This is a genomic window from Streptomyces sp. NPDC029169, assembly GCF_055563935.1.
In genome coordinates, this window is the sequence record NZ_JBVHXA010000007.1 from 257,006 (window position 1) to 274,771 (window position 17,766).

The window sequence follows — 17,766 nt, forward strand, 5'->3', positions numbered from 1 at the left end:
CCCCATGAAAAGCTCCCAGGCCGTCGCGAGGCCCCGCCACCGCGCCGTACGGGCAGCCGCCTCCGCCCTGGTGGCCGCGCTCGCGGTCGCGGTCCTGGCCGCCCCGCCGAAGGACCCTGCCCCCGCGCCCGCCTCTGCCCCCGCACCCGCTCCTGCCCCCGCGCCCGGGCCCGCACCCGTCGAGCCCCGCTCCGGCCTCCGTTTCCTCGGGCGGGCCTTCGACACCTGTGAGGCCCCGTCCCTCGCCGTCATAAGGGCCTGGCAGGCCTCCCCGTACGGGGCCGTCGGCGTCTACTTCGGTGGCCGGGGCCGGGGCTGCCTCACCCAGCGGCATCTCAACGCGGCCTGGATCGCCGAGGTGCACACGATGGGCTGGCAGCTGCTGCCCCTGTTCGTCGGCTCCCAGGCGCCCTGTGTGATCGCCGAGCACAAGAAGGACACCCCCATCGGCCGTACGCCGTGGGCCCAGGGCACCAAGGAGGCGGCCGAGGCCGTCCGGACCGCCGACGCCCTGGGCATCGCCCCGTCCAGTCCGCTCTACCTCGACATGGAGGCCTATGAGATCACCGACCTCGCCTGCGCCGCCACGACCCTGCTCTTCGTCCGCGCCTGGAACCGAGAGGTCCGCCGCCTCGGTTACCTGCCCGGCTTCTACAGCAGCGCCGACACCGGCGTGCGTCACATGGAGCAGGCGCGGAAGGCTGGGACGAAGGACCTGCCCGCCGTGCTCTGGTTCGCGCGCTGGGGAGGCACGCCCGCCCTGTTCACCGAGCCCGTCCTGCCGTCCACGGCGTGGCGGGAGTACGGCCGCGTCCACCAGTACGCGGGCAATGTCACGGAGTCGTACGGCGGCCACCGCGTGAGCATCGACCGCAACGCGGTCGACGCCCCGGTCGCCCACGTCCAGCCCCGCCCCTGAGCCCCCACCCCCGAGCCCCACCCCCGAGCCCCCCACCCCCGAGCCCCCCGATCCCCCGCCCCCGAGCCCCCGCCCCCCAAGCCACCGACCCTGAGGCCCCCGGGCGTCGGACCTCCACCTTCAGGAGGTCCAGCCGTCCCCACCCCTACAACCTGAGGGGGAGTGCGGTTCGGGACCTGGGGCCGATCCGCCGCCACGTACCCGCTCCTAGCGTGGAGCCATGACTCCGCCACTGTCCGGCCCCGTCTGCGTCGGCGCCTCCACAGCCGCCGGCTACCCGTCGTTCTCGTCCTACGTACGGGCGCGCGGGCCCGTGCTGCTGCGCACCGCGCGCTCGCTGACCGCGAACCCGTCGGACGCCGAGGACCTGCTGCAGACCGCGCTGACCAAGACGTTCGTCGCCTGGGAGCGGATCGAGGACCACCGCGCCCTGGACGGCTACGTCCGGCGCGCGCTGGTGAACACGCGCACGTCCCAGTGGCGCAAGCGCAAGGTCGACGAGTTCGCGTGCGAGGAGCTCCCGGAGCCCGCCGGGCTGCCCGAGCCGGACCCGGCCGAGCGTCAGGTGCTGCACGACGCCATGTGGCGCGCGGTGATGAAGCTCCCCGAGCGTCAGCGCCAGATGGTGGTCCTGCGGTACTACGAGGACCTCAGCGAGGCGCAGACGGCCGAGGTGCTCGGTGTCTCGATCGGTACGGTCAAGAGCGCGGTGTCCCGGGCGCTCGGCAAGCTCCGCGAGGACCCTGAACTGTCCCCCGTACGCTGACCCGAAGCCGGTCAGCTCACCCGTGCCAGCGATCACTGGCAATTTCCGTACTCCCGGGTAGTGACATACCGAGCGGTACGTGCGCAGAATCTGCACACCCTTACTACTGCCACGTAGCGCCCACCGGGAGGACGCCGTGCTGAGCACCATGCAGGACGTACAGCTGACTGTGAGCCGCATCCTGAATCACGGGATGACGATCCACGGAAAGTCCCTCATCACCACCTGGACCGGGGAGCCCGAGCCGCACCGCCAGACCTTCGCGGAGACGGGCGCCCGCGCGACCCAGTTGGCGAACGCCCTGCGCGACGAACTCGGCGTCACCGGAGACCAGCGGGTCGCGACGCTCATGTGGAACAACGCGCAGCACGTCGAGGCGTACTTCGCGATCCCCTCCATGGGCGCCGTCCTGCACACCCTCAACCTGCGGCTTCCCCCCGAGCAGCTGGTCTTCATCGTCAACCACGCCGACGACCGGGTGGTCATCGTCAACGGTTCGCTGCTCCCCCTCCTCGCCCCGCTCCTCCCGCACCTGCCGACGATCGAGCACATCGTGGTCGCGGGCCCCGGCGACCGTTCCGTCCTGGACGGCGTGACGCCCCGCGTGCACGACTACGAGGAGCTGATCGCGGGCCGCCCCACCACGTTCGACTGGCCCGAGCTTGACGAGCGTTCGGCCGCCGCCATGTGCTACACCTCCGGCACCACCGGCGACCCCAAGGGCGTCGTCTACTCCCACCGCTCGATCTACCTGCACTCCATGCAGGTCAACATGGCCGAGTCGATGGGCCTGACGGACAAGGACACCACCCTCGTCGTCGTCCCGCAGTTCCACGTCAACGCCTGGGGCCTGCCGCACGCCACCTTCATGACCGGCATCAACATGCTCATGCCGGACCGGTTCCTGCAGCCCGCCCCGCTCGCCGAGATGATCGAGCGCGAGAAGCCGAGCCACGCCGCCGCCGTCCCCACCATCTGGCAGGGCCTGCTCGCCGAGGTCACCGCCAACCCGCGCGACCTCACCTCCATGCGGCAGGTCACCATCGGCGGCGCGGCCTGTCCGCCCTCCCTCATGGAGGCGTACGACCGGCTCGGCGTCCGCCTCTGCCACGCCTGGGGCATGACGGAGACCTCCCCGCTCGGCACCATGGCCCACCCGCCGGCCGGACTGACCGAGGAGCAGGAGTGGCCGTACCGCGTCACGCAGGGCCGCTTCCCGGCCGGCGTCGAGGCCCGGCTGGTCGGCCCCGGCGGCGAACGCCTGCCCTGGGACGGTGAGTCGGCCGGTGAGCTGGAGGTCCGCGGCACCTGGATCGCGGGCTCGTACTTCGGCGGCGCCGACGGCGAGGCGATCCGCCCGGCCGACAAGTTCAGCGAGGACGGCTGGCTGAAGACCGGCGACGTCGGCGTGATCAGCCCCGACGGCTACCTCACCCTCACCGACCGCGCCAAGGACGTCATCAAGTCCGGCGGCGAGTGGATCTCGAGCGTCGAGCTCGAGAACGCGATCATGGCGCACCCGGAGGTCGCCGAGGCCGCCGTCGTCGCCGTGCCGGACGAGAAGTGGGGCGAGCGGCCGCTGGCGACCGTCGTCCTCAAGGAGGGCTCGACGGCCGACTACGCTACGCTCAGGGACTTCCTCGCCACCGAGGGCGGGATCGCCAAGTGGCAGCTCCCGGAGCGCTGGGCGATCGTGCCGGCGGTGCCGAAGACGAGCGTCGGCAAGTTCGACAAGAAGGTGATCCGCAAGCAGTACGCGGAGGGCGAGCTGGACGTGACCGAGCTGTAGTTCCGACGGGCGAGAGGGGGGAGCGGTTACGGCCGCTCCCCCTTTCCCGTCGGCTCAGTTGGTGCCGATCTTCGCGAGCAGGTCGACGATCCGGGCCTGCACCTCGTCGCTCGTGGAGCGTTCGGCAAGGAAGAGGACCGTCTCGCCGGAGGACAGCTTCGGCAGCTCCTCCTCGTCGAGCCCGGCGGAGGTGTAGACGACGAGCGGCGTACGGTTCAACTGCCCGTTCGCGCGCAGCCAGTCGATGATCCCGGCGCGGCGACGGCGGACCTGCATCAGGTCCATCACCACCAGGTTCGGCCGGATCTGCGTGGCCAGCGCGACCGCGTCGGTGTCCGCCGCCGCCCGCGCGACCTGCATCCCGCGCCGCTCCAGGGTCGCCGCGAGCGCCTGCGCGATGTCGTCGTTCTCCTCGATGAGCAGCACGCGCGACGGGTGCTGTTCGCTGTCGCGGGGCGCCAGCGCCTTGAGGAGTACGGCGGGATCGGCGCCGTACGCGGCCTCCCGGCCGGCCTGTCCGAGCCCGGCCGCGAGCAGCACGGGCACCTCGGCGGCGACGGCGGCCTGGCGGAGCGACTGGAGGGCCGTACGGGTGATGGGCCCGGTCAGCGGGTCGACGAAGAGCGCGGCCGGGAAGGCGGCGATCTGGGCGTCGACCTCCTCGCGGGAGTGGACGATCACCGGACGGTAGCCGCGGTCGCTCAGCGCCTGCTGGGTGGAGACGTCCGGCGCGGGCCAGACGAGCAGCCGGCGCGGGTTGTCCAGGGGCTCCGGGGGCAGCTCGTCGTCGACGGGCCGCGGCGCCGGCTGGTTGGCGACCTCGACCGCGCCGCCCGGACCGTCGAGCGGCTCGGGCCCCTCGGCGCCCTCGGCGGGAGCTCCTATCGCGTACGCGCGGCCCTCGGGAGCCGGAGGGGCCAGCTTGGGCTGCGGGTGCGGCTTGGCGGCGGGCTCCACGGGTGCCTTGGGGGCGGTCGGGGCCGTCGGGGCCGGGGTGACGGCCGCGGGGGCCGGGCGGTCACCGTCGGGCGGAGTGGCGAGCTTGCGCCGCCGCCCGGAGCCGTTGGTCCCGGCGGGCGGGGTGGTCTGCCCGCTCTGCTGCGCGGCGAACTGCTGGGCGAAGGGCACGCCCTGCCCGAGCGTCCGCACGCTGAACGCCCGCCCGCCCTGCGTCCCGTCCTGCGGCGCTGATACAGGTGCGGGTGCGGGTGCGGGTGCGGGTGCGGGGACCTCCGGCGGCAGCGGTACGGATCCGGTGCCGGTACCGCTCCGGGTCTCCTGCGGCGCGCCCGGGTTGCGGCGGCGGCCGGTCGGCTCGGGCAACGGGTGCGGCTGCGGGGGCGTGTGGTCGGCGTCCGGCACGGACCGTACGGCGTCGTGCTGCCCCTCGTCGCTCACGGACAGGGGCATGGGCATCGACTGCGGTACGGGCTGCGGCTGCGCAGTCTCCGGTTCCGGGGCGCGGTCCGCGTCGGCCGGGGGCAGCGCGAACGGCGTACGCGGTCCGGCCTCGGCGGCCGCGGTCCGCTCCTGCGCCGCGAGCGCCCGGCGCGCGCGCCGTCCCGTGGGCTGCTCGCTGTCCGCCACGGCGGGCAGCGCCCGGGCGAGGGCGGGAGCCTCGGCGGGCACGCCCTGCGCGGGTACGGGCACACCCTGCGGGGGCACGGTGCCGCCGAGCCCGAGCGCGGCACGGCCCTGCGCGCCCTCGGCCGCGGTCACGACGGCGCCCTCGGCGGGGCGCCCGCGACGGCGCCCGGTCGGCTCGACGGCGGCGGGCGCACCGCTCGTCGTGCCCGCGTTCTGGGCGGGGATCAGCTCGGCGTGAGCGGCCGGAGCCTCTTCCGTACGGCCCCGGCGACGCCCGGTCGGCTCCACGGCACGGGCACCGGCACCCGTTCCCTGGGGGGCGACCGAGCTCTCCAGGAAGGCGTCGGTGGACGGCCGTCGGGCGCGCCGCCGTCCGCCGCCGTTGGTGTCCGAGGCCTGCGCGGGCAGCGCGAGCGCCGCACCTGCGGAAGAGGGCGTCTCCGGAGCGGACGGAGTGGACGGAGCGGGCGGCGGGGGCGTGACCGTGCCCTTCCCGGCGCCGAGCGGCACCTCGAGGACGTACGCGCTGCCGCTCATCCCCGGCACCTCGTGCGTCTGCACCACACCGCCGTGCGCGGTCACGATGCCACGGACGATGGGCTGGTGGACGGGGTCGCCGCCGGCGTACGGCCCGCGGACCTCGATCCGTACGACATCGCCGCGCTGCGCGGCGGCCACCACGATCGTGGAGTCGGCGTACCCGGCACCCGGGACGACCCGGGCCTTGCCGGTGGAGTCGACCCCGGCCACGTCCGCGACGAGATGGGCGAGCGCGGTCGCGAGGCGCGCCGCGTCCACCTCGGCCTCGATCGGCGGGGCGTGCACGGCGAACTGGGCGCGCCCCGGCCCGATGAGCTCCACGGCCCCGTCGACGCCGGCCGTCACGACGCCGTCGAGCAGGACGACGGACTTGGCGAGCGACTCGGCCCCGGCGTTCAGCCGCTGGTAGCCGAGGACGTTGTCGACGAGGGTGGTCATCCGGGCGTAGCCGGCGGCCAGGTGGTGCAGGAGCTGGTTGGCCTCGGGCCACAGCTGCCCGGCGTCGTCGGCGGCGAGGGTGGCGAGCTCCGTACGCAGCTCCTCCAGCGGCCCGCGCAGCGACTCGCCGAGGACGGCCGTCAGCTGCTCGTGCCGGGCGGCGAGGGAGGCGTACCGCTCCTTGTCCTGCTCGGCCCGCTCCTCATGGCTCTTCTTCAGCTCGGCGAGTTCGGCGGCGTGCTTCTCGGTGAGAGCGGCCAGCTCGGCCGCGTGCTCGGTGGTGAGCTGCTCGTACGGCCGGCGGTCGGTGAAGGTCATCACCGCGCCGACGAGCTGGTCCCCGTCCCGTACCGGCGCGGTCGTGAGGTCGACCGGCACCTGCGAACCGTTCTTCGCCCACAGCACCTGACCGCGGACCCGGTGCTTGCGCCCCGACTTGAGGGTGTCGGCGAGCGGCGACTCCTCGTACGCGAACGGTTCGCCGTCCGGCCGCGAGTGCAGGATCAGCGGGTGCAGCTCCTTGCCCCCGAGATCGCTGGCCCGGAAGCCGAGGATCTGCGCGGCGGCGGGGTTGACGAGGACGACGCGTCCGTCGGTGTCCGTGCCGACGACTCCCTCGGCGGCGGCGCGCAGGATCATCTCGGTCTGGCGCTGCGAGCGGGCCAGTTCGGCCTCGGTGTCGAGCGTGCCGGTGAGGTCGCGGACGACGAGCATGAGCAGCTCGTCGCCGGTGTAGGAGCTGTACGAGTCGTAGGCCTCGCGCCCGTCCTCCAGGCTGGCGCTGGTCACCTCGACGGCGAATTCGCTGCCGTCCGTACGGCGGGCGATCATCCGGGCCGGTTTCGTACGGCCCCGCTCGTCGGCGGCCTCGGGGCGCCGCATGGAGCCGGGGATCAGCCGCGAGTCGAACCCGGGCAGGAGGTCGAGCAGCCCGCGGCCGACGAGAGCGGTGCCGGGGGTCTCGAACATGCCGAGGGCGATGGTGTTGGCGTTGACGACCGTCCCGTTGCAGTTGACGAGCACGAGGCCGTCGGGGAGAGCGTCAAGTATGGCTGCGAGGCGAGCAGCGCCTCGGGATGGCCTGCTGCTCACGACGACGCTTCCTCCCTGACCCACTGCACCTTGCCCGGCTGGCCGGCCCCATCTTGCCCCTCGGGCCGCAGCCTGTCACTGAGAGGGAGTCTAAAGGCAGCCCCGGCGGTCGCGGGGGGAGGTCGTGTGCCCGCAGCAACATCCGAACGTCATCCACACGTCATCCCCGCACGTGGGGCAGTACGGGCTCCAGGTTCTCCCACCGCTCGATCTCGCATCCGTTGGCCCGGGAGAAGCGGGCGTCGACGGGCCGTCCCTGCCACTTGCCGGTGATGTGTGCGAGGACGGGACCGCCGTGCTGGAGGGAACAGAACCGGTCCTTCCCGACCGGCGCGAACGGGTCCTTGCCCGCCTTCGCGTACCCGGCGAGCCGCTCGCACGCGCCCTCGGCCGCCGGGTGGTCCCCACCGGCCCGGTCGCCGCACTCCAGCCTGAACGTGCCGTCGGCGTTCCGGTGCCCGCTCTTGCTGATCTTGACGGTGAGCGCGTCGGGCGAGGGCGAGCCGAGGAGGGGCAGGGGCGGCAGCGGCCCGAGCCCGCCGAGGCCGGCGGTGGTGGTGGCGAGGGTGGCGAGGACGAGGCGGCGCAGCATACGAACTCCAGGGGAGGAGGGTGGGGCGGTGGGGCCGGTGGCCGGTGGCCGGTGGGCCGGTAAGGCGGTGGGGCCGGTGGGACGGTGGGCGCGGGCCCGGCCCGTCGGGCGGCTGGGCCGGCCGGGCGGGACCCGTCTCCTCTAACGCTCCGTACTGCCGTTCGTTGCGCAAGCGGGGTGCGCCGACGGGCTTTGCTCTCCGCCCCGGAGGCCTAGTACGGTGAGAAGCGATTGGTGACACCAGGCTCGCCTGTGTCATCATCTGCACGCACCAATCGCGCCCGCGCGAGGTGCATGGAGGCGTCGCCTAGTCCGGTCTATGGCGCCGCACTGCTAATGCGGTTTGGGTCTTAAAGCCCATCGAGGGTTCAAATCCCTCCGCCTCCGCCCCACCCCGAAGCCCCGGCCCCCAAGGCCGGGGCTTCGGCCGTTCCGGCTCCGGATGACGGCCTCAGGGGTCACCCGTCCGGCGGTCGCGCCGGGGTGACGGGGAGGCCCCCGAATGGCGTTTTCGCAGGTCAGAGGGGGTCTGGCTAATGGATTTCGCGCTACGGCGCAGGTCATGTAATGTTGTCCACGCAACGCCGACCGGCAAGAAAAAAGCCGAGAAGCACAAGCACTCGTAGCTTAACGGATAGAGCATCTGACTACGGATCAGAAGGTTGCAGGTTCGAATCCTGCCGAGTGCACAGCAGGCAAGAGGCCCCGGACGAGAGTCCGGGGCCTCTTGCGTTTAGGGCCGAACAGGGCGCCGCCGGGTTAGTCTGAAGATCGTTCTTTCATCGAACCGTGGGGGTTTGGGGCATGGCGCTCTTCGGAAACGCACACAAGATCGACCCGGCGCAGGCGCAGCAGGAGTACGCGCGGCTGCTCGGGCAGGGGGAGCAGGTGCACGCCGCGTATCTGCTGATCCGCGACACCATCTTCTTCACCGACCGGCGGCTCGTGCTCGTCGACAAGCAGGGCATCACCGGCAAGAAGGTCGAGTACCACTCGATCCCGTACCGGAGCATCACCCACTTCGCCGTCGAGACCGCCGGCACGTTCGACCTGGACGCCGAGCTGAAGATCTGGATCTCCGGCAACTCGGTCCCCGTCCAGAAGACCTTCACCAAGGGCGTCGACATCTACGAGGTGCAGGCGATCCTGACGCAGTTCGTGGCGCGGTAGGGCCTTCCTCGATCGGGTGAACGTCCCCCGATTTCATGACAATTGAATATGCCATCGGCCTAGCTTCCCTCGTGGAGGTGATGCTCGATGGACGAGCAGAAGGACGCGATCGACATCAACGACTTCGTGTACGCGGCGACGGGCGCGCGTGTACGGAGGCTGACGATGCCGGACGGGACGCATTGGTTCCCGGCCGTTGATGTCGCGAAGCAGTTGGGGTACGTGAACACCCGGCAGGCACTGCTTGTGCATGTGGCGAAAGAGAGCCACATGACACTCGGTGATGTTGCACGAAGCGTCTATGGGGTAGACGCTTCGTGCAACATCGCAGGTCACGGCTTCAAGAAGTCGATGCGTATGGTGAATCTCCAAGGGCTCATCCAGCTCGTCAACGCCTGCACCAAACCCGAGTGCGCCCCCTTCAAAGCCTGGGTCTCCGACGTCATCGCCACCGTCCAGCGGGACGGTTCCTACGCCCTCGAACCGTCTCCCGTGCAGCCCGGATACGTCATGCCCCAGGCCGTCGCCGACATCATCGTGCGGCTCGAGGAGCGGAACCTGCGGATGGACGAGGAGTTCGCCGCTCGCGAGTCCGAGCGCATCTCGCTCATGCGGGAGCAGAACCGCAGTCTCTCCCGTATCGCCGTCTCCCTCGAACGTCTCTCCGTTCCCGCCCAGCGCACCCGGCCCGTCATGACCCCCCAGGAGCTCCTCGCCTCCTGGCAGGCCGACAACCTCGCCGTCACCGGGGACGTGCACGCCGTCGCCGCTTATCTCGCGCCCGCGCTCGTGCGCGGCGGGGCGCGGTATCGGCTGGAGGAGATCGCGCGACGGACCGGGCTCGCGGTCGAGCGCGTGCAGGACTGTGTCGGGTTGCTTGTCGAGCGGGGGTGCGTGAGGGAGAGCGGGTACGCCGGCGACGGGGCGAGGATCTACGTGCTGCCGTAGGAGGTAGGAGACTGGGGTGTAAGACGAGAGCAGGTGGAGCGAGCGCGTGGTGTGGCGGTGTGCCGGGATGCGGTGGAGCGGGGGTGTGCCCGGGCTTCGCTGGGAGGGCGGGCGCGTGTCCACGCTCACGTACGGGCAGCGGCTCGCCTTCCGTGCCGTCGGGCAGCGGCTGTGCGCCGGCGCCCGTGGGAATCCGTGTCCGCTCGCCGCGACCGTTCCCCCGCGCGCCACCGGCGGGCAGTGCCCCGAGTGCGCGCGGCTCGACCGGGCCCACTCGGTCGCCGCCGACACCATCGCCGACGACCCCCGGCCGTACCGCGTGTACCTCGCCTGGTTCGGGCCCGGGATGACCAAGGTCGGGATCACGGCCGAGGAGCGCGGCGCCGCCCGGCTCCTGGAGCAGGGGGCCGTCGCCTTCAGCTGGCTCGGGCGCGGGCCGCTCATGGCCGCCCGGCGGACCGAGGAACTGCTGCGGCACGCCCTCAAGGTGCCCGACCGGATCCCGTACGCCCAGAAGCGCGCCGTACGGCACGCCCTGCCCGCCCCCGACGCCCGCCGGCGCGAGATCGAGGAGCTGTACGGGCGGGCCACCGGGCTCGCGGGCTGGACCGAGACCCTGGAGCGGCTGGAGTTCCGCGCGTACGACCACGCTGAGGCGTTCGGGCTCGACGCCCTGCCCGCCCTCTACGGAACCGTCACCGAGCTCCGCGACGACAGTGTCGTCGCCGGACGTCTCCTCGCCGCCGCCGGGCCCGACCTGCACCTTCTCGACTCCTTGGGGCGCTGTCTCGCCCTCGACACCCGTGTGATGCGTGGCTGGGGGCTCGTCGCGGTGGAGGCCGGCGGTACGCCGTCCGTCACCGTGCCCGTGAGGAAGGCGAACAACGACGTCCAGGACGGGCTGTTCCCGACGTGACGGAGTAAAGACTTGGATCCCTTCCGGCGGCCCTTATGGACACGCCCACCCCGCCCGACGGAGGGTGATCCACATGACCCAGAGCCTGGTGGCGGGCCTCGAACCGCCCTACTACACCGCTGTCTTCACCTCGATCCGCCCCGACGCCCCCGAGGGCTACGCCGAGACCAACGCCCGTATGCGGGACCTCGTCAAGGACGTCCCCGGCTTCCTCGGCTACGAGTCCGCCCGCACGCCCGGCGGCATCGGCATCACCGTCGCCTACTTCCGCGACCTCGACTCCCTCGACGCCTGGCGGGACCACGCCGAGCACCAGGCCGCCAAGCGTCACGGCCGGAAGCACTGGTACGAGAGCTACAGCGTCCACATCGGCAAGGTCGAGCGGAGTTACGGCTTTGACAAGGGATGACCCCCGCGAGTTCGTTCAGCAGCTCGGGATCCCCGGGCTCGTCGACGTCCACACCCACTTCATGCCCCAGAACGTCCTCGACAAGGTCTGGGCCTACTTCGACGCCGTCGGCCCCACGACCGGCATGGAGTGGCCCATCACCTACCGCGAGGAGGAGGACCGACGGGTCGCGATCCTCCGGGAGTTCGGGGTGCTCGCCTTCACCTCGATGCTCTATCCGCACAAGGCCGGCATGGCCCAGTGGCTCAACAGCTGGGCCGCCGACTTTGCCGCCCGTACGCCCGGCTGCCTGCGCACCGCCACCCTCTACCCCGAGGCCGGCGCCACCGGATACGTACGCCACGCGATCGACGGCGGGGCCCGCGTCTTCAAGGTGCACCTTCAGGTCGGCGGGTTCGATCCCAACGATCCGCTCCTGGGCGACAGTTGGGGACTCCTCGCCGACGCCCGCGTGCCCGTCGTCATCCACTGCGGCTCCGGGCCCGCCCCCGGCAGGTTCACCGGGCCCGGGCCCGTCGAGCGGCTCCTCGCCCGCCATCCCCGGCTGCGGCTGATCGTCGCGCACATGGGGATGCCCGAGTACGCCGACTTCCTCGACCTCGCCGAGCGGTACGAAGGCGTCCACCTCGACACCACCATGGCCTTCACCGACTTCACCGAAGCCCTCGCGGCCTTCCCCCTCGCCGAGCTCCCCCGGCTGAGGGCGCTCCAGGACCGCGTTCTCCTCGGCTCCGACTTCCCGAACATCCCCTATCCGTACCTTCACCAGCTCCAGGCACTGGAGCGGCTCGGCCTTGGGGACGACTGGCTGCGCCGGGTGCTGTACGAGAACGGCGCCGCGCTCTTCCCCCAGGTTCCCCAGGTTCCCCAGGTTCCTTAGGTTCCTTAGGTTTCTCAGGGAATTCACAGGTAGGGGAAAGGGAGCTCTCAGTACCTCCGGCCAGCGTGGCCGTATGACTGCGACGAAGCCCCAGGGGCGCGCCACGCGCACCGACATGCTCCGGCCCGACGGCTCCGCCGTCCGCGTTCTCGTCGTGGATGACGAGGCCTCGCTCGCCGAGCTGCTCTCCATGGCCCTGCGCTACGAGGGCTGGCAGGTCGACAGCGCGGGCGACGGGGCCGGGGCGCTGCGCGCGGCACGGGAGTTCCGGCCCGACGCCGTGCTCCTCGACATGATGCTGCCCGACATGGACGGGCTCTCGCTGCTCGGCCGGCTGCGGCGCGAGCTGCCCGACGTGCCCGTGCTGTTCCTGACCGCCAAGGACGCCGTCGAGGACCGGATCGCCGGGCTCACGGCCGGCGGCGACGACTACGTCACCAAGCCGTTCAGTCTGGAGGAGGTCGTCGCGCGGCTGCGCGGGCTGATCCGGCGCTCCGGCGCCGCCCAGGCGCGCAGCGAGTCGCTGCTCGTCGTCGGGGACCTGACCCTGGACGAGGACAGCCACGAGGTCACGCGTGGCGGCGAGTCGATCCACCTCACCGCGACCGAGTTCGAGCTGCTGCGCTACCTCATGCGCAATCCGCGCCGGGTGCTCAGCAAGGCGCAGATCCTCGACCGGGTGTGGTCGTACGACTTCGGCGGCCAGGCCAACGTCGTCGAGCTGTACATCTCCTACCTGCGGCGGAAGATCGACGCCGGGCGCTCCCCGATGATCCACACGCGGCGCGGGGCGGGTTATCTGATCAAGCCGGGGGAGTAGGGCGCCCGATGTTCCGCCGGCCCCGGTCCTCCCGCCGCCTCCGCTCCCCTCGCTCCTGGTCCCTCCGGACCCGGCTCGTCGTCTCCGCCGTCAGCCTGATCGCGATCGTCGCCGCCGTGATCGGGACGGTGACGACGATCGCGTACCGCTCGTACCTCTACGACCAGGCCGATGAGCGGCTGCGGAGCGTCTCGGCCCGCGCCATGGGGCCGCCGCCCTCCCTGCGCTCCCACGAGCCCGACGGTGACCCGCTCGCCTTCGTGCTCGGGCCCGGCGCCCCGCTCGGCACGGTCGGCGCAGTGGTCGTGGACGGCGGCACGCTGGGAACCGCCGAGCGGTCCGTCGAGGTCGAGCAGGACGGGTACGGGCCGAAGGCCACGAGCACCCCGCTCGACGAGGCGCAGCGCGCCGCCCTGGGCGAGGTGGTGCGCGACGGCCGGCCGCACACCGTCGAGCTGCCGGACCTAGGCGACTACCGGGTCGCGTACGTCTCCGGGGGCAACGGCGACGTCCTCGTCGGGCTCCCGCTCGCCGAGCTCCAGGGCTCCCTCTCCACCCTCGTCCTCGTCGAGGTGAGCGTCACCGGCGCCGGTCTCGTCGCCGCGTCGCTCGCCGGCGGCGCGCTGGTCGGGATCGCGCTCCGGCCGTTGCGGCGGGTCGCCGCGACCGCCACCCAGGTCTCCGAACTGCCCCTGCACAGCGGCGAACCGGCCCTCCACCACCGTGTCCCCGAGGCCGATCCGCGGACCGAGGTCGGGCAGGTCGGGGCGGCCATCAACCGGATGCTCGACCATGTCCACTCCGCGCTCCACGCCCGCCAGCAGAGCGAGACCCGGGTACGACAGTTCGTCGCGGACGCCAGCCACGAGCTGCGGACGCCGCTCGCCTCGATCCGCGGGTACGCGGAGCTGACCCGGCGCGGCCGGGAGGAGTGCGGGCCCGACACCCGGCACGCGCTCGGGCGGATCGAGTCCGAGGCGACCCGGATGACGGGGCTCGTGGAGGACCTGCTGCTCCTCGCCCGCCTCGACGCCGGACGCCCGCTCTCGTACGAGAGCACTGATCTCGCTCCCTTGGTCGTGGACGCGCTCTCCGACGCCCGCGCGGCAGGGCAGGACCACAAGTGGCGGCTCGAACTCCCCGATTCGGCCGTGACCGTACGCGGCGACGGTGCGCGCCTCCACCAGGTGCTGGTCAACCTCCTCGGCAACGCCTGTACCCACACCCCGCCCGGCACGACCGTCACGGCACGCGTACGAGCGGAGGACGGCCACGCCCTCGTCGAGATCGAGGACGACGGGCCGGGGATCCCGGCCGAGCTGCTTCCCTGCGTCTTCGAGCGGTTCGCTCGCGGAGACGCCTCCCGGACGCGGCACGCCGACGGCGGCGCGAGCAGTACCGGGCTCGGCCTCGCCATCGTCCGCGCGGTCGCCACGGCCCACGGCGGGGACGTCGATGTCACCAGCGTCCCGGGGCGGACCGTCTTCACGGTCAGGATTCCCCTCGACTCACAGGCAGGGCACAGGCTCATCACACAGCCGTGACAGCCGCCACGGCGAGCGTCTGTGCCATGCGAACCCAAACGATCGCGGGCCCCGCCTCCGGTGTAGGCACCCTCCCCGCCCGGGACCACCTGCCCGTCGGCACGGCCGGGCGGCCCGTCCTCGATGTGGTGATTCCCGTCTACAACGAGGAGAAGGACCTGGAGCCGTGCGTCCTGCGGCTCCACGACCACCTCTCCCGTACCTTCCCGTACGGCTTCCGCATCACCGTCGCCGACAACGCCTCCACCGACCGCACCCCCGAGGTCGCGGCCGGCCTGGCGACGAAGCTGCCCGAGGTGCGGTCCGTACGGCTGGAGCAGAAAGGCCGCGGCCGGGCGCTGCGTACCGTCTGGTCGCACTCCGACGCACCCGTCCTCGCCTACATGGACGTGGACCTGTCCACCGACCTCAACGCCCTGCTCCCGCTCGTCGCGCCGCTCATCTCCGGCCACTCCGACCTGGCGATCGGCTCCCGGCTCGCCCGCGCCTCGCGGGTCGTGCGCGGACCGAAGCGGGAGTTCATCTCGCGGGCATACAACCTGATCCTGCGCGGCTCGCTCGCCGCCCGGTTCTCCGACGCGCAGTGCGGGTTCAAGGCCATACGCGGTGAGGTCGCCGAGCGGCTGCTGCCGATGGTCGAGGACACCGGCTGGTTCTTCGACACCGAGATGCTGGTCCTCGCCGAGCGCGCCGGGCTGCGCATCCACGAGGTGCCCGTGGACTGGGTCGACGATCCCGACTCCACCGTCCACATCGTGAAGACCGCGACCGACGACCTGAAGGGCGTCTGGCGGGTCGGCCGAGCGCTCGCCACCGGCTCGCTGCCGCTCGACCGGCTCGCCCGGCCCTTCGGCGACGACCCGCGCGACCGCCAACTGGCAGGCGTGCCCGGCGGGTTGGCCCGGCAGCTGGTCGGCTTCTGTGTCGTCGGCGCGCTGTCCACCCTCTTCTATCTCCTTCTCTACTCGGCCTTTCGGCTCGGCGTGGGCTCCCAACTCGCCAACGCCGCCGCCCTCCTGGTCTCCGCCGTAGCCAACACCGCCGCCAACCGGCGCCTCACCTTCGGCGTACGGGGACGGGACCGGGTCGTACGCCACCAGGCGCAGGGGCTCGTCGTGTTCGGCATCGGCCTCGCCCTGACCAGCGGCTCGCTCGCCGCGCTCGGCGCTGCCACCGGCGCCCCCGCCCACTCCACCGAACTCGCCGTCCTGATCGTGGCCAACCTCGCCGCGACCGTCCTGCGCTTCCTCCTCTTCCGGCTCTGGGTCTTCCCAGACGCCTCCGCCTCAAGCTCCTCAAGGAACGCCCGATGACCACGACCACGTACGCGGAACCCGCCGCGCCGCCCGGCCGCCCCGCCCGCCTCTGGCGCGGTCGGGCCGGGGACGCGCCCTGGGTGCGCCCCGCGTTCCTCGCCCTCCTCGCCGTCACCACCGCGCTCTACGTCTGGAACCTCAGCGCCTCCGGCTACGCCAACTCCTTCTACTCCGCCGCCGTCCAGGCCGGCAGCGAGAGCTGGAAGGCCTTCTTCTTCGGCTCGCTCGACGCCGCCAACGCCATCACGGTCGACAAGCCGCCGGCCGCTCTCTGGCCGATGGCCCTGTCCGTACGCCTCTTCGGGCTCGGGTCCTGGCAGATCCTGCTGCCCGAGGTGCTGATGGGGGTGGCGACCGTCGCCGTCCTCTACGCGGCGGTACGGCGCCGGTTCGGCGCGGGCGCCGGGCTGATCGCGGGCGCGGTCCTCGCCCTCACCCCGGTCGCGGCGCTGATGTTCCGCTTCAACAACCCGGACGCGCTGCTCGCACTGCTGATGACGGTGGCCGTGTACTGCGTGCTGCGGGCCCTGGAGGACGCGAAGAGCGGCACGAGGTGGCTGGTGTGGGCCGGGGTCGCGTTCGGGTTCGCATTCCTGGCCAAGACGCTCCAGGCGTTCCTGATCCTGCCGCCGCTGGCGCTCGTGTACGCGGTGTGCGCACCGGCCGGGTTCGGCCGCAGGATGGGCCAACTGGCCCTCAGCGGGCTCGCGATGATCGTCTCGGCGGGCTGGTGGGTGGCCCTGGTCGAGCTGTGGCCGGCGTCCTCCCGCCCGTACATCGGAGGCTCGCAGGACAACAGCTTCCTGGAGCTCACCTTCGGCTACAACGGCCTCGGCCGGATCAACGGCAACGAGACCGGAAGCGTGGGCGGTGGTCAGGGACGCGGCTGGGGCGAGACCGGCATCGGGCGGATGTTCAACGACTCGGTCGGCGGCCAGATCTCCTGGCTGCTGCCCGCCGCGCTGATCCTGCTCGTGGCCGGTCTGGTGATCACCTGGCGGGCCCCCAGGACGGACACCGCCCGGTCCGCGTTCCTCGTCTGGGGTGGTTCGCTGCTGATCACGGTGGCCGTGTTCAGCTTCATGGCCGGCATCTTCCACGAGTACTACACCGTCGCCCTGGCCCCGTACATCGCGGTCCTCGTCGGCATGGGCGCGAGCGTCCTGTGGGAGGAGCGCGGGCGGTTCCTCGCCTCGGCGGCCCTCGGGGCGGCGGTCGCGGCGACGGCGGTCTGGGCGTACGTCCTGCTCGGCCGGACGCCCGACTGGCTGCCGTGGCTGCGCTGGACGGTCCTGGTCGCCGGCTCGGTCGCCGCGCTGGGGCTGCTGCTCGCGGGACGGCTCGACCGGCGGATCGGGCTCGGGATCGCGGGGCTCGGTCTGGCGGCGGGGCTCGCGGGGCCGTTCGCGTACACGCTGGAGACGCTGAGCACGGGCCACCAGGGGTCGATCGTGACGGCGGGACCGGCGGGTCCGGCGGGCGGTCGCGGCATGGGCATGGGCATGGGCGGCGGGCCGAGCGGCGGCATGCGGATGGAGGACGGGCAGAGGCCGGGCGGTATGGCTCCGGGTGGTCAGGCACCTGCTGGTCGTGGCCAGATGCCCGGCGGCGCTCCCGGCGGCACCCCTCCCCAGGGCATGGAGCGAGGCGGCCCCGGCGGGATGGGCGGTCTCCTCAACGGCGCCACCGTCGGCGCCCAGGCCAGGGCCGCCCTCCTCGACGGCGCCGACGACTACACCTGGGTCGGCGCGGCCATCGGCGCGCAGAACGCCGCCAGTTACCAGCTCGCCACCGGAAAGCCGGTGATGGCGATCGGCGGCTTCAACGGCAGCGACCCGTCCCCGACCCTCGCGCAGTTCAAGCAGTACGTCGCCCAGGGGAAGATCCACTACTTCATCGGCGGCTCGCAGGGCGGACCCGGCGGCGGCAACTCGGAGATCGCGACCTGGGTCACGGCCACCTTCGAGCAGGTCACCGTCGACGGCGCCACCTTCTACGACCTGACGAAGAAGAAATAGCCGCGAAATAATCGCTATACAG

Annotated in this window: 14 protein-coding genes and 2 tRNA genes; 14 read left to right on the forward strand and 2 right to left on the reverse strand. The window is 72.2% G+C overall.

Features of this window, described 5'->3' with window-relative positions:
- Positions 1 to 4 precede the first annotated feature (4 nt).
- The 3 genes from ACZ4VI_RS16280 (at position 5) to ACZ4VI_RS16290 (ending at position 3,474) form a co-directional block, all read left to right on the forward strand.
- Positions 5 to 919, forward strand: a complete 915-nt coding sequence (locus ACZ4VI_RS16280; protein WP_467999858.1) for a DUF1906 domain-containing protein — start codon at positions 5 to 7, stop codon at positions 917 to 919.
- Positions 920 to 1,151: 232 nt separating this feature from the next.
- Positions 1,152 to 1,685 carry a SigE family RNA polymerase sigma factor gene (locus ACZ4VI_RS16285; RefSeq protein ID WP_467999987.1) on the forward strand — a complete coding sequence of 178 codons (534 nt, stop codon included), beginning with the start codon at positions 1,152 to 1,154 and terminating at the stop codon, positions 1,683 to 1,685.
- Positions 1,686 to 1,821: 136 nt separating this feature from the next.
- Positions 1,822 to 3,474, forward strand: coding sequence for a long-chain fatty acid--CoA ligase (locus tag ACZ4VI_RS16290; RefSeq protein WP_467999859.1), 1,653 nt, complete (start codon positions 1,822 to 1,824; stop codon positions 3,472 to 3,474).
- A 54-nt stretch (positions 3,475 to 3,528) separates the two neighbouring features.
- Here the strand turns inward: ACZ4VI_RS16290 and ACZ4VI_RS16295 are convergent, their stop codons facing one another.
- Positions 3,529 to 7,131: a response regulator gene (locus ACZ4VI_RS16295; protein WP_467999860.1), complete on the reverse strand. Its 3,603-nt coding sequence runs from the start codon at positions 7,129 to 7,131 to the stop codon at positions 3,529 to 3,531.
- 160 nt (positions 7,132 to 7,291) lie between these two features.
- A complete protein-coding gene (locus tag ACZ4VI_RS16300) occupies positions 7,292 to 7,723 on the reverse strand; it encodes an SSI family serine proteinase inhibitor (RefSeq protein WP_467999861.1) in 432 nt (143 codons plus the stop codon).
- 296 nt (positions 7,724 to 8,019) lie between these two features.
- Here ACZ4VI_RS16300 and ACZ4VI_RS16305 point away from each other — a divergent pair.
- The 11 genes from ACZ4VI_RS16305 to ACZ4VI_RS16355 all read left to right on the forward strand — a co-directional run bounded on the left by ACZ4VI_RS16305 (position 8,020) and on the right by ACZ4VI_RS16355 (position 17,744).
- Positions 8,020 to 8,110: transfer RNA gene (locus tag ACZ4VI_RS16305), tRNA-Ser, on the forward strand.
- 229 nt (positions 8,111 to 8,339) lie between these two features.
- Positions 8,340 to 8,412: transfer RNA gene (locus tag ACZ4VI_RS16310), tRNA-Arg, on the forward strand.
- A 115-nt stretch (positions 8,413 to 8,527) separates the two neighbouring features.
- Positions 8,528 to 8,893, forward strand: a complete 366-nt coding sequence (locus ACZ4VI_RS16315) for a PH domain-containing protein (RefSeq protein ID WP_467999862.1) — start codon at positions 8,528 to 8,530, stop codon at positions 8,891 to 8,893.
- Positions 8,894 to 8,980: 87 nt separating this feature from the next.
- Positions 8,981 to 9,841, forward strand: a complete 861-nt coding sequence (locus ACZ4VI_RS16320; RefSeq protein ID WP_467999863.1) for a BRO-N domain-containing protein — start codon at positions 8,981 to 8,983, stop codon at positions 9,839 to 9,841.
- 67 nt (positions 9,842 to 9,908) lie between these two features.
- Positions 9,909 to 10,757, forward strand: a complete 849-nt coding sequence (locus ACZ4VI_RS16325; protein ID WP_467999864.1) for a DUF2797 domain-containing protein — start codon at positions 9,909 to 9,911, stop codon at positions 10,755 to 10,757.
- 73 nt (positions 10,758 to 10,830) lie between these two features.
- Positions 10,831 to 11,166, forward strand: a complete 336-nt coding sequence (locus ACZ4VI_RS16330) for an antibiotic biosynthesis monooxygenase family protein (RefSeq protein ID WP_467999865.1) — start codon at positions 10,831 to 10,833, stop codon at positions 11,164 to 11,166.
- Positions 11,153 to 12,046 carry an amidohydrolase family protein gene (locus ACZ4VI_RS16335; protein WP_467999866.1) on the forward strand — a complete coding sequence of 298 codons (894 nt, stop codon included), beginning with the start codon at positions 11,153 to 11,155 and terminating at the stop codon, positions 12,044 to 12,046. Before ACZ4VI_RS16330 ends, ACZ4VI_RS16335 begins: the two co-directional genes overlap by 14 nt.
- A gap of 73 nt (positions 12,047 to 12,119) precedes the next feature.
- A complete protein-coding gene (locus tag ACZ4VI_RS16340) occupies positions 12,120 to 12,866 on the forward strand; it encodes a response regulator transcription factor (RefSeq protein ID WP_467999867.1) in 747 nt (248 codons plus the stop codon).
- An 8-nt stretch (positions 12,867 to 12,874) separates the two neighbouring features.
- Entirely contained in the window at positions 12,875 to 14,410 is a 1,536-nt protein-coding gene (locus ACZ4VI_RS16345; RefSeq protein WP_467999868.1) for a sensor histidine kinase, read from the forward strand.
- Between the two features lie 26 nt (positions 14,411 to 14,436).
- Entirely contained in the window at positions 14,437 to 15,723 is a 1,287-nt protein-coding gene (locus tag ACZ4VI_RS16350; protein WP_467999869.1) for a bifunctional glycosyltransferase family 2/GtrA family protein, read from the forward strand.
- On the forward strand, positions 15,720 to 17,744 hold the full coding sequence (locus ACZ4VI_RS16355; RefSeq protein ID WP_467999870.1) for an ArnT family glycosyltransferase: 2,025 nt from the start codon (positions 15,720 to 15,722) through the stop codon (positions 17,742 to 17,744). The genes ACZ4VI_RS16350 and ACZ4VI_RS16355 overlap by 4 nt, the downstream gene beginning before the upstream one ends.
- The last annotated feature ends 22 nt before the right edge of the window (positions 17,745 to 17,766 follow it).

Excerpts from the sequence above, each read along its gene's own strand:
- ACZ4VI_RS16355 (WP_467999870.1), top strand. The coding sequence starts at position 15,720 with ATGACCACGACCACGTACGCGGAACCCGCCGCGCCGCCCGGCCGCCCC.
- ACZ4VI_RS16320 (WP_467999863.1), top strand. The coding sequence starts at position 8,981 with ATGGACGAGCAGAAGGACGCGATCGACATCAACGACTTCGTGTACGCG.
- ACZ4VI_RS16345 (WP_467999868.1), top strand. The coding sequence starts at position 12,875 with ATGTTCCGCCGGCCCCGGTCCTCCCGCCGCCTCCGCTCCCCTCGCTCC.
- ACZ4VI_RS16280 (WP_467999858.1), top strand. The coding sequence starts at position 5 with ATGAAAAGCTCCCAGGCCGTCGCGAGGCCCCGCCACCGCGCCGTACGG.
- ACZ4VI_RS16325 (WP_467999864.1), top strand. The coding sequence starts at position 9,909 with ATGCGGTGGAGCGGGGGTGTGCCCGGGCTTCGCTGGGAGGGCGGGCGC.
- ACZ4VI_RS16300 (WP_467999861.1), bottom strand. The coding sequence starts at position 7,723 with ATGCTGCGCCGCCTCGTCCTCGCCACCCTCGCCACCACCACCGCCGGC.
- ACZ4VI_RS16350 (WP_467999869.1), top strand. The coding sequence starts at position 14,437 with ATGCGAACCCAAACGATCGCGGGCCCCGCCTCCGGTGTAGGCACCCTC.
- ACZ4VI_RS16340 (WP_467999867.1), top strand. The coding sequence starts at position 12,120 with ATGACTGCGACGAAGCCCCAGGGGCGCGCCACGCGCACCGACATGCTC.
- ACZ4VI_RS16330 (WP_467999865.1), top strand. The coding sequence starts at position 10,831 with ATGACCCAGAGCCTGGTGGCGGGCCTCGAACCGCCCTACTACACCGCT.
- ACZ4VI_RS16315 (WP_467999862.1), top strand. The coding sequence starts at position 8,528 with ATGGCGCTCTTCGGAAACGCACACAAGATCGACCCGGCGCAGGCGCAG.